Origin of the sequence: Amphritea pacifica (assembly GCF_016924145.1) — a bacterium.
Classification (GTDB): domain Bacteria; phylum Pseudomonadota; class Gammaproteobacteria; order Pseudomonadales; family Balneatricaceae; genus Amphritea; species Amphritea pacifica.
This window is the reverse complement of the sequence record NZ_JAFFZO010000013.1, coordinates 85,133-99,259: the sequence shown is the minus strand read 5'-3', so window position 1 is coordinate 99,259 and position 14,127 is coordinate 85,133. Positions and strand designations below refer to the sequence as shown.

The 14,127-nt window shown below is 50.4% G+C and carries 12 protein-coding genes and 9 tRNA genes; all 21 read right to left on the bottom strand.

Annotation, left to right across the window (positions count from 1 at the left end; all coding sequences use genetic code 11):
• Position 1: 1 nt before the first annotated feature.
• Positions 2-550, bottom strand: coding sequence for a hemerythrin domain-containing protein (locus JW499_RS09325; RefSeq protein ID WP_091355849.1), 549 nt, complete (start codon positions 548-550; stop codon positions 2-4).
• Between the two features lie 77 nt (positions 551-627).
• On the bottom strand, positions 628-1,230 hold the full coding sequence (locus JW499_RS09320; protein ID WP_205210335.1) for an HAD family hydrolase: 603 nt from the start codon (positions 1,228-1,230) through the stop codon (positions 628-630).
• Complete coding sequence (locus JW499_RS09315; protein ID WP_205210334.1) at positions 1,227-2,042, bottom strand: AlbA family DNA-binding domain-containing protein; 816 nt, start codon at positions 2,040-2,042, stop codon at positions 1,227-1,229. The genes JW499_RS09320 and JW499_RS09315 overlap by 4 nt, the downstream gene beginning before the upstream one ends.
• Before the next feature lie 12 nt (positions 2,043-2,054).
• Positions 2,055-2,441 (bottom strand): hypothetical protein, encoded by a 387-nt coding sequence (locus JW499_RS09310; protein ID WP_205210333.1) that lies wholly within the window; start codon positions 2,439-2,441, stop codon positions 2,055-2,057.
• A 44-nt stretch (positions 2,442-2,485) separates the two neighbouring features.
• On the bottom strand, positions 2,486-5,131 hold the full coding sequence (gene pepN, locus JW499_RS09305) for an aminopeptidase N (RefSeq protein WP_205210332.1): 2,646 nt from the start codon (positions 5,129-5,131) through the stop codon (positions 2,486-2,488).
• A 100-nt stretch (positions 5,132-5,231) separates the two neighbouring features.
• Positions 5,232-6,059: a DUF2797 domain-containing protein gene (locus tag JW499_RS09300; RefSeq protein WP_205210331.1), complete on the bottom strand. Its 828-nt coding sequence runs from the start codon at positions 6,057-6,059 to the stop codon at positions 5,232-5,234.
• Complete coding sequence (locus JW499_RS09295) at positions 6,059-6,325, bottom strand: YeaC family protein (RefSeq protein WP_091355870.1); 267 nt, start codon at positions 6,323-6,325, stop codon at positions 6,059-6,061. Before JW499_RS09295 ends, JW499_RS09300 begins: the two co-directional genes overlap by 1 nt.
• Before the next feature lie 75 nt (positions 6,326-6,400).
• Positions 6,401-7,237 carry a rhomboid family intramembrane serine protease gene (locus JW499_RS09290; protein ID WP_205210330.1) on the bottom strand — a complete coding sequence of 279 codons (837 nt, stop codon included), beginning with the start codon at positions 7,235-7,237 and terminating at the stop codon, positions 6,401-6,403.
• A gap of 27 nt (positions 7,238-7,264) precedes the next feature.
• Complete coding sequence (locus JW499_RS09285) at positions 7,265-8,239, bottom strand: metallophosphoesterase (protein ID WP_205210329.1); 975 nt, start codon at positions 8,237-8,239, stop codon at positions 7,265-7,267.
• An 11-nt stretch (positions 8,240-8,250) separates the two neighbouring features.
• On the bottom strand, positions 8,251-9,132 hold the full coding sequence (locus JW499_RS09280) for an NAD(+) kinase (protein WP_205210328.1): 882 nt from the start codon (positions 9,130-9,132) through the stop codon (positions 8,251-8,253).
• 129 nt (positions 9,133-9,261) lie between these two features.
• On the bottom strand, positions 9,262-10,200 hold the full coding sequence (locus JW499_RS09275; protein ID WP_205210327.1) for a 1-aminocyclopropane-1-carboxylate deaminase/D-cysteine desulfhydrase: 939 nt from the start codon (positions 10,198-10,200) through the stop codon (positions 9,262-9,264).
• A gap of 198 nt (positions 10,201-10,398) precedes the next feature.
• Positions 10,399-11,307, bottom strand: a complete 909-nt coding sequence (locus tag JW499_RS09270) for a sensor domain-containing diguanylate cyclase (RefSeq protein WP_205210326.1) — start codon at positions 11,305-11,307, stop codon at positions 10,399-10,401.
• Between the two features lie 644 nt (positions 11,308-11,951).
• A tRNA-Asp gene (locus tag JW499_RS09265) sits at positions 11,952-12,028 on the bottom strand.
• A gap of 214 nt (positions 12,029-12,242) precedes the next feature.
• A tRNA-Val gene (locus tag JW499_RS09260) sits at positions 12,243-12,318 on the bottom strand.
• Between the two features lie 223 nt (positions 12,319-12,541).
• Positions 12,542-12,618: transfer RNA gene (locus tag JW499_RS09255), tRNA-Asp, on the bottom strand.
• A 214-nt stretch (positions 12,619-12,832) separates the two neighbouring features.
• A tRNA-Val gene (locus tag JW499_RS09250) sits at positions 12,833-12,908 on the bottom strand.
• Positions 12,909-13,016: 108 nt separating this feature from the next.
• Positions 13,017-13,093: transfer RNA gene (locus JW499_RS09245), tRNA-Asp, on the bottom strand.
• A 188-nt stretch (positions 13,094-13,281) separates the two neighbouring features.
• Positions 13,282-13,357: transfer RNA gene (locus JW499_RS09240), tRNA-Val, on the bottom strand.
• A gap of 107 nt (positions 13,358-13,464) precedes the next feature.
• Positions 13,465-13,541 (bottom strand) — tRNA-Asp (locus tag JW499_RS09235).
• A gap of 214 nt (positions 13,542-13,755) precedes the next feature.
• Positions 13,756-13,831, bottom strand: a tRNA-Val gene (locus tag JW499_RS09230).
• A 108-nt stretch (positions 13,832-13,939) separates the two neighbouring features.
• Positions 13,940-14,016: transfer RNA gene (locus JW499_RS09225), tRNA-Asp, on the bottom strand.
• Positions 14,017-14,127: the final 111 nt, after the last annotated feature.

Genomic DNA, 14,127 nt, shown 5'->3' with positions numbered 1-14,127 from the left:
CTTACTGCATATCCCGCAGTAGTTCAGAATAAAGATCGATATAACGCTGTCTTTGCTGTTGACCAAACAGAGGATCGCTCATCGTCGGCAGCTCGGGTTTCAGCGCTTCCCACTGTTCGTCAGTGGCTACCTCATCTAACAACGGAAACAGCGTGCCCTCCTCCAGGTTCAGGTGTTCAATCTGTTCATCCAGAAAACACTCCAGTTTTTCGATAAACTGGTCCATCGGTACCACAGCATCACTCAGAATACAGTCAACCGCTTCGATAATATCCTGACTACTTTTTTTCAGTTGTTTATGTTCCTCTACACATTGACTGATGGCCTCATCAAGCTCAGGACAACCTGAATCTTTGAAAAAAGCATACATCTGGTCTTCCAGTGGATGGTGGTACGCATCCGCATAACTGGTGATGTAATCAACAGCATCTGCCAGCAATACAAAATTTGGCATTTCACCCTGCTTCAGTTGTTCCAGCTTATTTCCCAGCACAGCCAGTAACTTATTCAGGTTGACATGATCCTGGTGCAACTCATTCAATACTGTCATAACGACCTCCTGTGAGATAATTACACTATACCTCAGCTTTGTTAAACGGTCTTGACGGGAATCAATCAGACCCCCCTTCACGCTCTTAGCAATTGGTGTAACTCTGACAGTGTCCCAACTCTGAGATCGGTCAGTTCGGGCCACTGTCTGTCGCAACGAGCGTCAACATGAACTGTCGCGACACCCGCCGCTCGCCCTACTTCCAGGTCGTAGCGAAAGTCCCCCACCATCACCGCCTGTTCCGGTCGGGCTTGCCAACGCTCCAGTAACAGCCTCACCCCATGGGGATCCGGTTTTGCCTGCGCATCATCCCGCCCCAGAACTGCAGCGGGATTAAACAGATGACTGACACCGATAACCTCAAGACAGTGCAGCGCCACCTCGCGCTTATTGCGGGTCAGAATCCCCAGCAGACACCCTTTGGATCCCAAAAACTCAAGACACTCATTCACGCCAATGGCAGGCTGCACCTGATCAGCATAGAAATATTCCCACTGATCAAGCTGATAATTCAGCGCCTGCCGTTCTGGCTCTGGTCTGTCAGCGATAGTCGCCAGAATATCGCAGCCTGCAGGAAGCCCCAGCTCCGAGCGGATCCGTTCAAAATCATGAACCGGATGGGTTAGCGTACCATCCAGATCAAACACCCAGTAACCTGCCTGACAAATTGTCTCAATCATTCGCTCTGACCATCGCCCGGATTGAGGTTTTCGGTCAACTGATCCAGCCGGGTGCGAATATCACGCATAATCTCCAACCGCCCGGAAGGATTGCCGTTCTGCGCCACCAGCAGTGCTTCAAGCCCGGCAATACTATCCTGCGAATCGCGCAATGCCTGCAACATATTGCGGGAACGTTTCTTAGCGCTGTCGGTCATCTGATCAACCCGGGTCAGGGTTCGCCGCACCTGGCTATCAAGCTCATCAAGATGAATTACCAGTTGCTCCATTCCCGAACCAAATGCATGATCCATCTGACCCAGCCGCTGCTCTAACTGTGCCACAGCTTCACGGAAGCGGGTCAGAAACAGCTCTCCTTCGCGATCCATAAACATCGCCAATAGCTCTTCGGGATAGAGTGCACGGGAGCGGGCATCGGCCCGGATAGCATATTCGCCCCGCTGAGTGCAGTAGGGGCGTTTTCCGCCAGGTGGGATTTCGATACGGAAAAAGGGTTTATTGCTGATGTTTTCAACCACCAGTTCAATATCAACAATCGGGTAACAGTCGGTCGCTTTGTTGATCAGGCTGAGGCGGGCACTGTCATCTACATCACAGCCAACCACCCGCCCCCGTTGCAGGCCCGCTTTGTTGGTGTATTCATCGACCCCAACCAGAATAGCCCCCCCCTGAGATGAATTAGAGAAAGAGACCAGATCGCGGCTTTTAATGCCGTTGATTTCACGTTTGAAATCGACATCGACACCTTCAGGCTTTGCCAGCAGACTCCTGGCCCGCTGACTGATCTGCTGATATTCGCGTTTAACCGGCATCAGGAAAGCCCTTTAGCCATAGATCTCATCAGCAAATGGGTCGATAGGATTAGCCAGCAAGCGGTCATCCCGAAAATAGAGAATCCGCCCTTCAAAGGTCAGCCCTTTCGAGGAAAACCAGCGCAACACCTCTTCCCGGCCTTCATCGATCTGAAAGCTGGTATACCAGGCGGAACCTATACGGTAAAAATAGAGCCCGAAGAGTGCAGCAGCAGCCCCCAGAAAAAAGTCGGAACCAGGGCTGAAAAGCAACGCCACCAACCCTGCTAGCCAGACCCGACTGGCTCTGGACTGTTTTAAATTATTGAATGCGTCATCATACTGATCCTGATATTTCAGATAACGACGATAATTCTGCTGTAGTTCAAATTTATCCTGCTCGGGGATAGTACGTTCCATTTTAATACCCTTTTTCTACCGGTCTTAATCTATTAAGCCCCGGCTTAGCCAACCAGACTTTTACTCAAAACTTCAAATACATCCCGGGAAAGATCACCACTGCTCCTGATCCGTTCCAGTTCCGCTTTCATCAATGCACTGCGTTCCTGCGGATAACGCTTCCAGCGCGTTAGTGGTGTCAGCAATCGCGAAGCAATCTGAGGATTCTGTTTGTTTAATACAATAATCTGATCCGCCAGAAAACGGTAGCCACTACCATCAGTATTATGAAAGTTAAGCATATTCTGCGCACAGAAGATCGATATCAGTGAACGGATCTTATTCGGATTGGCACCATCGTACGCCGGATGTTGTTGTAAAGCCTGCACCCGCGCCAACGCCCCCTCTTTAGGATCACTGGCCTGCACCGCAAGCCACTGATTAACCACCAGCGATTCATTCTGCCAGCGCTGATAGAAATCGTCCAACACCTCACTGGCCTGCTGGACAAATCCCGAATGGACAATCAGTGTCAGTGCCGCCTGGCTGTCAGTCATATTATCTGCCTGACGATACTGCTGCAGCGCCAGCTGCAGGTATTCCTGCTTCTCAGTAGCCATCAGGTAGGCCAGCGCAAGGTTCTTCAGGCTTCGGCGGGCTACAGAAGCCGCATCGGGACTGTAGGGTTCAGCGGTATTATTATCCTGATAAACCCTGAGGAACAGCGTTTCGAGCTGGTTAGCGATTGAATCTCTGACAAAACGACGCACCCGGTAGATCGCATCTACATCAATCACCTCAGCCAGTTCACTCAGATAGGCTTCTGAGGGCAGTGTCAGCACTTTTGCAACCATCGCCCGATCCAGTTCTGTATCGCTCAGCACCTGCTGATAGGCATCAACCAGGGCCGGATCCAGTATCAGCTCCCGTCCCTGCTGATGATCAGCAATCAACTCGCTCATAATACCAACGGCCAGTTGCTGTGCGGCATCCCAGCGATTAAAACCATCGCTGTCGTGCTGCATCAGAAACACCAGTTGCTCACGGCTGTAGGGAAACTTCAGCTTCACCGGTGCCGAGAATCCACGCAACAATGAGGGGATCGGCTCTACCGGGATATTCTCAAAGACAAAGCTCTGCTCTGTGGCAATCAGCTCCAACACCTCAGTGGTTTCGCCTCCCTGCAGCGGAATATCCTCACCTCCAGGGTCGAGCAAGCCCACCGCAACGGGAATCAAAAACGGCTGTTTTGTCGCCATATCAGGTGTTGCCGGACAGCTCTGCTGCATATGCAGGGTATAACGCTGGCTCTGCGCATCATACTCACCGGTCACAGAGACCTGCGGCGTACCTGACTGGCTGTACCAGAGCTTAAAGCGACTCATATCACGACCAGAAACATCGGCCATCGCCTGGACAAAATCATCGGTGGTCACCGCCTGACCGTCATGGCGATCAAAGTAGAGATCGGAGCCTTTGCGAAAGGTTTGCGCGCCTAACAGGGTGTGCAGCATTCGCACCACTTCACAGCCTTTCTCATACACCGTCAGCGTATAGAAGTTCGAGATCTCAATAAAAGAGGCGGGCCGTACCGGATGCGCCATAGGGCCGGCATCCTCAGCAAACTGCGCCGTACGCAGCAGGGTAACATCTTCAATTCGTTTTACAGTAGCTGAGTTCATATCCGCAGAGAACTGCGAATCACGAAACACCGTAAAACCTTCTTTCAGACTCAGCTGAAACCAGTCTCTGCAGGTGACCCGGTTACCGGACCAGTTGTGGAAATATTCATGGGCGACAACCCCTTCAACCCGTTGAAAGCCAGCGTCAACAGTAGTTTCCGGATGCGCCAGCACACAGGAGGTATTAAAGATATTCAGCCCTTTATTCTCCATCGCCCCCATGTTGAAAAAATCAACAGCGACGATCATAAAGATGTCCAGATCGTACTCTCGTCCGTAGACCTGTTCATCCCATCGCATGGAGTGTTTAAGAGAGTTCATGGCGTATTCAAGCTTATCCAGATCTTTCGCTTCGGCAAAGATTTTCAAGACCACATGACGCCCTGAACTGGTGGTATAGCGATCCTCGATAAACTGCAGATCCCCCCCGACAAGGGCAAAAAGATAAGCTGGCTTTGGAAATGGATCCTGCCATTTAACCCAGTGTCTGCCATCGTCCTCTTCACCGGCATCGACCATATTGCCGTTTGACAGCAGCACCGGATAACGCTGTTTATCCGCCACAATCGTGGTTTCAAACAGCGCCATGACATCGGGCCGGTCCTGATAGAAAGTAATACGCCTGAAACCTTCTGCCTCACACTGAGTGCAAAACATGCCATCCGATTTGTACAGTCCCTCAAGGGCGGTATTATTTTGCGGCTCGATGCGGGTAATACATTCAAGGGTAAAATGGTCCGGCAGATTCGGGATCAACAGCTGCTCGCCTGAGCGGCGATAATCCTTATCGCTGAGCACTTCGCCATCGATACTCAACCGTTGTAACTCGAGTGCCTCATGTCCATCCAGCACCAGAGGATGCTGGCGGTTAGCGGAGTCAGGGTTACGGACATATCGAACCTGCGAGCGAACCAGGGTTTGCTCCTCTTCCAGTTCAAAGCGCAGCTCAGTTTGCTCCACCCGAAATGCAGGAACCTCATAATCTTTTAGATAGATAACACTCGGCTGCTCTGTAGCTGACTGGTTCATTCATTCACCCTGCGATAACATTCAAACAATTAACAATAAGCAAACCTTTGAATCGCCTTGTTACTCAGGCGGTGATAACGGTTCAAAGGTTGCACACATCTCAGGCGCTGAACTCAACCTGATAAGCGGTAAATTTTCTGAGGTTGATAACTCCGGTATCGAGAATCAGATACTGCCCTTTGATTCCCTGTAAAACCCCCTCAACTACCGGGGTTTTATCGAAGCTCAGACTCGTCACTTTAGCCGGAAAATTGAGCACCGGATAATCCAGCTCCACCACTTCCGCCTCGGGCAGACGCTGAATTGCCTGTAACCCAAAGCGATTTTCTAACAATGTCAGTTCTTCCTGACACAGCGTCATCAGCCGATCGCGCTCCGCCTGCAGGTCCAGGCGATCTACCTGCCCTTTAAGCATAGCCCGCCAGTTGGTTTTATCGGTAACATGGGCGGCAAAAATCTGTTCCACAAGGCCAGACTGAAAACGGGTATCCACTCGCAGAACCGGCAGTGCCTGAATCGCCCCCTGATCAATCCAGCGGGTTGGAATCTGGGTGCCCCGGGTTATTCCCACCTTAACCCCGGAAGAGTTAGCCAGATAAACATAGTGGCTCTGAAAACAGAACTGCTCACCCCAGGACGGGTCTCTGCAGGTCCCCTGTTCATAATGACACTTTTCGGGGCTCATAATACAAAGATCACACTGGGGAAGTTTTTTAAAACAGGGGTAACAATATCCCTGGGCAAAACTTTTACTGGTCTTGCGACCGCAGTGGGTACAGTTGATCTGTCCCAGAAAGCTGAGTTTTACAGGCTGTCCAAGATAGCTGTTCAGGTCGATCAGATGATCTCCCAGCTTAAGCTGATAACATATCTGAGGGGCGATCTTCGCTGGCATTTTAACCAGCGTCCCCTGAGCGATAACCTCCATCAGTTATCGTTCAGAATTTTCAGAACCTGAGGCTCCAGTGGATCGGAACCGTGCTGACTGCCATCTTTCTTCGTCCGGTCGATAAACCCGGTACGCTCATGGGCAGGCAGTTTGGTCTCATCATAGGCAATCACAGCCCGCAGGCTGGTCTCTCGCTGCTCTTCGGTCAACCGCTCACCATTCGGCCATTTGCCCAATTCAACAGCCCGCTTCAGACTCTGATACACCTCAGGTGTCATCGCCTCAATCATCTTTTTAAAGTTCATTCATTAGCCTCCAAAGTGGCTGATATATTATCACAGAGTCCGGCGGCGATTCGATGCTGCTGACCGTCCTGAGCTTTATCGTTTGATCACTCTCACCACAGGGACCACCACCAGCCCCGCTATAAGCCCAGCCAGATGTGCAGTATTGGCGATAGAACCAAGCCCCAGCGTTTCCAGCGCGCCGGTAAACCCCAATACCAGCCAGAACATCATAAAACCCATCAGCGCTGGCGGCATACCGATCATCTGCGCGGGTCTGAGCCGATCCCAAAGCCAGGCAAACCCAAGCAGCGCAAAGACGAAGCCCGACATTCCACCAAACATCGGCCCACTGACCCAGAACTGGGCAATATTAGATGCCAACGCAGAAAACAGAAACAGCCCCAGCAGTACGGGCCAGCCCAGATAGCTTTCAATCCGCCTGCCAACGACCCACACCCAAAGCAGATTAAAGATGATATGGGGCAGATTAAAATGCATAAAAGCAGGTGTAAATAATCGCCATATCTGACCACCGGCAACCGATGTCAGCAGATCTGAGTAGTAGACCTTATTTCCCTGTACAGAAAATTCAACAATGGTAAACCAGCCCATCATCTGAATATTATCACCCAGCGAAACAATCAGAGTAATGATGATACTCACGGCGATCAGCGCCAGCGTCAGCCAGGCTTTAAAAACCGTCTGCAGACCACCCTGACCTGCCTGCTGCACCCGCAATCCGGAAAGGTCTGCGCCTTGCTGCCACATCTGATACAGCTGAGCTATCTGCTCTCCATTGACATTGTAGGGCACTAACAACAGCTGCTCCTGTCCCTGTTCCAGCACCCGGTGAGGAATCTTATGCTGCCAGAGTATGGCGGTAAATCCGGACAGATCCTGATCCAGAGGAACCCGAAACACTTCATTCATACGATCACAATAACCCGCGAATGGTATTCATGATTCATCGCTGATCTCCTTCAATACATCAACCCAGATAAACTTGTTCGGATTGAGCTCTGTTTCCTGATCGAGCCGGTAAGCCACCAATTTACCAAATTTAACAGCACTGTAGTCAATACAGGCAACATTCGGAGCCACCGGCCTGGGCTCGCCATCACACCAGTAGTGCCCGACAAACAGCAACGGTTCATTGGTACTGTAGTACAGCAGATCTTCATAATCCTGCTGTGTCAGACGCATACGCGCCACATGCTCAGGTAACGGATCGGGCTGGAACACCACATCGATATAATACTGCGGTCTCTCTGACCAGAATTTGGTGCGAAAAAAACGGCGCTTGTATCCATCTTTACTCACCATGACTTCGTCGTTGGGCAGCTTCAGGTGGGTACCACGCAACAATCGATCCATCGTTTCCCACTCGAGGGTACCGTGATAAGCAGAACGGTGCAGATAATCATCATCGATCTGATTCCCCCCCTGTGTGAGTAAAAACTGGTCTATATGCTGCTGAGACCAGCAGGCATGGACAACACGAAACTGCTGCTGTTCAAGAAACAGGGGCATCTCCTTGATCCACTGCAGAAACGCCTTCTGCTCCTGAGGGTAGTTTGCAAACTGCTCAAGTGTCTCATTAAGAATGCGCAGATGTCGCCGGTTATGCGTTCTGAGATACTCCATACCCGACCCCGGCAACCCCGGCGTCAGATAGGAAAGGTAATTAAACTCATGATTTCCCATGACGATCTGGGCATGTCCGGCATCCACCATATCGCGGACAATATGCAGCGCCTCGCGGATGCGCGGTCCCCGGTCAACAATATCACCCAGAAAAATGGCCTGACGTTTTGGATGCTGATAAACCCCCGCCTGTTTACTATACCCCAGCTTCTGCAACAGCAGTTGCAGCGATAGCGCACAGCCATGCACATCCCCGATCAGGTCATACCCCTGGTAAGCACTCGCCATAGGCACCCCGGTTATTCTCCTAACTTCGTAGCCCAGCCAAGTTTTTCCCGACAGGTCTGATAGAAGTTATGACTCAAAGGATGCAGCAGTTTCAGTTTGTGCGGTTTCTTATGAATCGTAATGGTATCCCCCGGGGCGCAGTTTATATGTTTCTGGCCATCACAACTCACCGTTGGATAGGTCTCATTGTTGCCACTGATAACCAATTTAAGCTCACTATTGCCATCCACCACAATCGGTCGACTGGACAGCGTATGGGGAAACATCGGTACCAGTACCAAAGCATCAAGACGCGGATGCATAATCGGGCCTCCGCCTGACAGCGCATAAGCGGTGGAGCCTGTCGGCGTGGCGACTATCAAACCATCAGAACGTTGGGTATAAACAAACTGGCCTTCAATGTAGAGCTCAAACTGAATCATTCGGGCAGATTTACCCGGGTGTAAGACACAATCATTCAAGCCGGTTGACTCGCCGATTGGCTCGCCATTGCGCTTCACCAGAACATCGATCAGAAAGCGGCGGTCCACAGTGTAATGTCCATTTAATACCTCACCGACTTTCTCTTCGATCTCTGCCGGTGAAATATCGGTCAGGAAACCAAGATTACCCCGGTTTACTCCCAAAACCGGCACATTCGACTGCGCCAGATTTCTGGCCGCCCCAAGCAAACTACCATCTCCGCCAACAACGATAACCAGATCACATATCTCCCCCATCAAACGGGACGAGCTGGTTTGCTGGCCATGACCCGGCATCACCGCGGCAATTTTCTCATCAAGAATAGGCGTCAGCCCCTGCTCATCCAGAAAGCGGATCAGATGTTTCAGGGTATCAATAACCTTGGTGCTACCCAGACGCCCGATCAAACCAATATTACGAAAGTTATCCATTACCACTCCACTGAAACTGATGGTTACACCGCAACCACACCTATCCGATTGTTTTTAAAGATTATACTCATTTTTTAACGGTTTACCTGCCGATCATACGCTTTTGAGATGGGATAAAGTCCAGAACCATTAACGTAACGTTTTGCTCAGGCGATCCTGCATGCCTCTTAACCCCTGCATTCCGCCTGTATGGATCAGCATAACCCGACTCCCCGGAGGCAACTCACCCCGCGCCAGCTTCCGCTGCAGGGCCAGAAAGGCTTTACCACTGTAAACGGGCTCCAGTTCAATTCCACTACACTCCCGGAAATGTCGCAGCGCATCAACCAGCTCAACGGAAACCCGGGCATAGCCGCCCTCATGAGAGCTCAGATCCAGCAACCAGCCGCCCGGGTCCCGCTCTTCAGCCCGGGCGAGCATTTGTCTGATATCGTGATAGAGAAACTCTGCCCCTTTCAGAACCGGTACGCCTAACAGTTCCACCCCCTCCGGCTTCTCTGCGATCAACCCTGCCAACGTCCCCCCCGTGCCACAGGCACAACAGATCAGTTGATAATCAGTCGCCTTAAACAGAGAGATAATCTCGCGACAGCCCGCCACCACCCACTCACCCGAACCCCCTTCAGGCAAACAGTGAAAATCACCATACTTTTGCTGTAACGCGGTATTAAATTGCTCATCATATTTATTGCGATACTGATTTCTGGAGACAAATTCCAGTGTCATCCCCCAGCCAACGGCATCCATCAGTGTTGCGGATAGCTGAGCGGGACGCTCACCACGAATAACCCCGATCGTTTCAATACCCAACTCATAACCAGCATAGGCGAGAGCATGCAGATGGTTTGACCAGGCACCGCCAAAACTTAGCACCCGGTGACAGTCAGAAGCCTGCACCGCTTCAAGAGCATATTTTAACTTGAACCACTTATTACCACTGATCAGCGGATGAATAAGATCCAGACGCAACAGGTCAAGCTGAACCCCAGCCTGCTCAAACTCTGGCAGCAATACTTTTTCAACAGGGATTTCGGGCTGTTGTAGCAAGACGACTGGGAGCGTTTTCATAAAGCGTTAAAAAACCTGTCACATCTCTTTCATGAAGACAGAATAGGATAGCTGCCATAAAACAGAGGGGAATAAAATGGAAGAGTACACAGAAGAGCTGCTACTGGAAAGACTAAACGAAGAGTTTGAAGACGATAACGAGCACGATGACGGCGAGGAGATGTAGTTTAACCAATCACTGCAGCTGAAAAATGAGATTCAGTTATTGCCGGTAGAAAACTGCCTTACACAGTCACCGCCCGCCTGCTTTGCGCTATACATCGCCATATCAGCCCTCTGAACAAAAAAATCGACCGGTTCAGCGCCACTACAGGACGCCACCCCCAGGCTCATGGACACAGTAGCAGCCTGATTATGATGTGAACCGGGAGAATAGTTGCATTCCAGATTAAATAGCTGCCGCACTCTTTCTGCCAACTGACAGGCATCAGCCTTGACAGTATTCGGTAACAACAACATAAATTCATCCCCACCATAGCGAAAAGCCTGATCGGAATCCCTTAGCCCATCCCGCAGCACCCGACCAATCAGACGCACAATCTGATCACCCTCAAGATGACCCAGCTTATCGTTGACCTGTTTGAAGCCATCCAGATCAATGCATACCAGGCTCAACTCACCACCATAGCGCTTAACACGCATCATCTCACTGGCAACCTGGACATAAAAGTGACGCTGATTATACAGGCCACTCAGGTCATCGGTAATCGACTGTTTCAGCAATGTGGTTTCCAGCGCTTTCTGCCGCGTCATATCATGAAAAAAACCAACACTCCCACGATACTCCCCCTGCTTCATCAGCATTGCCGCTGACAAACGAATAGGAACCTTCTCCCGACTGCTGTTGAGCACATAAGTTTCATACCCCTCTACCCGCCCTGGCCCACAAAACGACTCATCCATCATCAGCCGCATAATCTTCCGTGCTTCAGCATCACTGGGATATATCTGACGAATATTCATAACGCCAATTACCTGATCAGCCGAATACCCCAGCAAATTTTCTGCTGACGTATTAAACACGGATATCACTCCGCGACGATTGATTGCAATAACCGGATCAGGACAGATTGAGATCAAGTCCGCCTGATTAATATTCAAATGCATCTGATTAGGCCCACAGCCACTAGGATAATCCAACGCCCAACTGATGATTTCACTATAGACAATAAGGCAGAGGATAAAAATGACTGGCATTTATATCACGGATGTCAGACAAGTACCCGCCCTCATTACTCAAAATGACAGATACACTATACATACAGAAAAGCTGAAGCCCATAAAATTCAGCTGGATAGGAATTAAAATAAAACAAACAAGAGATAGAAAAACTAAAGAAAACTCAAGCGGGACAAAGAGATACAGCGATGAGAAGCGGCAGACATAATTCTGAAGATTAAAAGAGGAAATGGCTGACTTGGATGACTTACACCGCGAGCCGTTACCATGAAAGATGACAGGCAGGAACTCTAACCTTTCATCCACAAAATAGTAGCGGAATCAACAGGCCTTAAACCCAGGACTCGTCACCATGAAAGATACTGAAAGATGACAGGCAGGTATTCTAACCTTTCATCTGAAATAGTGGCGGAATCAACAGACCTTAAACCTGCGATTCGTTACCACGATAGATGACAGGCAGGTATTCTAACCTTTCATCTGAAATAGTGGCGGAATCAACAGACCTTAAACCTGCGATTCGTTACCACGATAGATGACAGGCAGGTATTCTAACCTTTCATCTGAAATAGTGGCGGAATGGACGGGACTCGAACCCGCGACCCCCTGCGTGACAGGCAGGTATTCTAACCAACTGAACTACCACTCCGCATTGTACGGGACTCGAACCCGCGACCACCCATCCCCATATATGTGACAGACAGCAATCGAACCAACTAAACTACCGCATTGTACGGGACTCGAACCCGCGACCACCCACCCCCACATATGTGACAGACAGCAATCGAACCAACTGAACTACCACTCCGCAGTGGTTTATCCCAAGACAAATACTCAGGATTGAAGCTTTTACTTCAGCTTAGTGGTGGGCGTGGAGAGGCTCGAACTCCCGACATTCGCCTTGTAAGGGCGACGCTCTCCCAACTGAGCTACACGCCCACTAAGCAATGGCTTATCGTTTTACTTCTCAGCCAGGCACTTTTGGCTTTAGAAGAGGCAGAATCAACAAGTCTTAAACCTGCGATCCGTTACCACGATAGATGACAGGCAGGTACTCTAACCTTTCATCCACAAAATAGTAGCAGAATCAACAGACCTTAAACCTGCGATCCGTTACCACGATAGATGACAGGCAGGTATTCTAACCTTTCATCTGAAATAGTGGCGGAATGGACGGGACTCGAACCCGCGACCCCCTGCGTGACAGGCAGGTATTCTAACCAACTGAACTACCACTCCGCATTGTACGGGACTCGAACCCGCGACCACTAATCCCCACATATGTGACAGACAGTAATCGAACCAACTAAACTACCGCATTGTACGGGACTCGAACCCGCGACCACCCACCCCCACATATGTGACAGACAGTAATCGAACCAACTGAACTACCACTCCGCAGTGGTTTATCCCGAGAAAAATACTCAGAATTGAAGCTTTCACTTCAGCTTAGTGGTGGGCGTGGAGAGGCTCGAACTCCCGACATTCGCCTTGTAAGGGCGACGCTCTCCCAACTGAGCTACACGCCCACTAAGCAATGGCCTGCTACGATCTTTTCAGCACTTTGAAAAGAAAGCTCCGGGATAATCCGGAACATCCAAGATGCAAGGCTATATAAACCCTTCATCTTTAAATAGTGGCGGAATGGACGGGACTCGAACCCGCGACCCCCTGCGTGACAGGCAGGTATTCTAACCAACTGAACTACCACTCCGCATTGTACGGGACTCGAACCCGCGACCACCCATCCCCACATATGTGACAGACAGCAATCGAACCAACTAAACTACCGCATTGTACGGGACTCGAACCCGCGACCACTAATCCCCACATATGTGACAGACAGCAATCGAACCAACTGAACGACCACTCCGCAGTGGTTAAAACGTTTAACATGCTTAGTGGTGGGCGTGGAGAGGCTCGAACTCCCGACATTCGCCTTGTAAGGGCGACGCTCTCCCAACTGAGCTACACGCCCACTAAGCAATGGCCTGCTACGATCTTTTCAGCACTTTGAAAAGAAAGCTCCGGGATAATCCGGAACATCCAAGATGAAGGCTATATAAACCCTTCATCTTTAAATAGTGGCGGAATGGACGGGACTCGAACCCGCGACCCCCTGCGTGACAGGCAGGTATTCTAACCAACTGAACTACCACTCCGCATTGTACGGGACTCGAACCCGCGACCACCCATCCCCACATATGTGACAGACAGCAATCGAACCAACTAAACTACCGCATTGTACGGGACTCGAACCCGCGACCACCCACCCCCACATATGTGACAGACAGTAATCGAACCAACTGAACTACCACTCCGCAGTGGTTTATCCCGAGAAAAATACTCAGAATTGAAGCTTTCACTTCAGCTTAGTGGTGGGCGTGGAGAGGCTCGAACTCCCGACATTCGCCTTGTAAGGGCGACGCTCTCCCAACTGAGCTACACGCCCACTAAGCAATGGCCTGCTACGATCTTTTCAGCACTTTGAAAAGAAAGCTCCGGGATAATCCGGAACATCCAAGATGCAAGACTATATAAACCCTTCATCTTTAAATGGTGGCGGAATGGACGGGACTCGAACCCGCGACCCCCTGCGTGACAGGCAGGTATTCTAACCAACTGAACTACCACTCCGCATTGTACGGGACTCGAACCCGCGACCACCCATCCCCACATATGTGACAGACTGTAATCGAACCAACTAAACTACCGCATTGTACGGGACTCGAACCCGCGACCACCCAT

Excerpts from the sequence above, each read along its gene's own strand:
- JW499_RS09325 (WP_091355849.1), bottom strand. The coding sequence starts at position 550 with ATGACAGTATTGAATGAGTTGCACCAGGATCATGTCAACCTGAATAAG.
- JW499_RS09320 (WP_205210335.1), bottom strand. The coding sequence starts at position 1,230 with ATGATTGAGACAATTTGTCAGGCAGGTTACTGGGTGTTTGATCTGGAT.
- JW499_RS09315 (WP_205210334.1), bottom strand. The coding sequence starts at position 2,042 with ATGCCGGTTAAACGCGAATATCAGCAGATCAGTCAGCGGGCCAGGAGT.
- JW499_RS09310 (WP_205210333.1), bottom strand. The coding sequence starts at position 2,441 with ATGGAACGTACTATCCCCGAGCAGGATAAATTTGAACTACAGCAGAAT.
- pepN (WP_205210332.1), bottom strand. The coding sequence starts at position 5,131 with ATGAACCAGTCAGCTACAGAGCAGCCGAGTGTTATCTATCTAAAAGAT.
- JW499_RS09300 (WP_205210331.1), bottom strand. The coding sequence starts at position 6,059 with ATGGAGGTTATCGCTCAGGGGACGCTGGTTAAAATGCCAGCGAAGATC.
- JW499_RS09295 (WP_091355870.1), bottom strand. The coding sequence starts at position 6,325 with ATGAACTTTAAAAAGATGATTGAGGCGATGACACCTGAGGTGTATCAG.
- JW499_RS09290 (WP_205210330.1), bottom strand. The coding sequence starts at position 7,237 with ATGAATGAAGTGTTTCGGGTTCCTCTGGATCAGGATCTGTCCGGATTT.
- JW499_RS09285 (WP_205210329.1), bottom strand. The coding sequence starts at position 8,239 with ATGGCGAGTGCTTACCAGGGGTATGACCTGATCGGGGATGTGCATGGC.
- JW499_RS09280 (WP_205210328.1), bottom strand. The coding sequence starts at position 9,132 with ATGGATAACTTTCGTAATATTGGTTTGATCGGGCGTCTGGGTAGCACC.
- JW499_RS09275 (WP_205210327.1), bottom strand. The coding sequence starts at position 10,200 with ATGAAAACGCTCCCAGTCGTCTTGCTACAACAGCCCGAAATCCCTGTT.
- JW499_RS09270 (WP_205210326.1), bottom strand. The coding sequence starts at position 11,307 with ATGCATTTGAATATTAATCAGGCGGACTTGATCTCAATCTGTCCTGAT.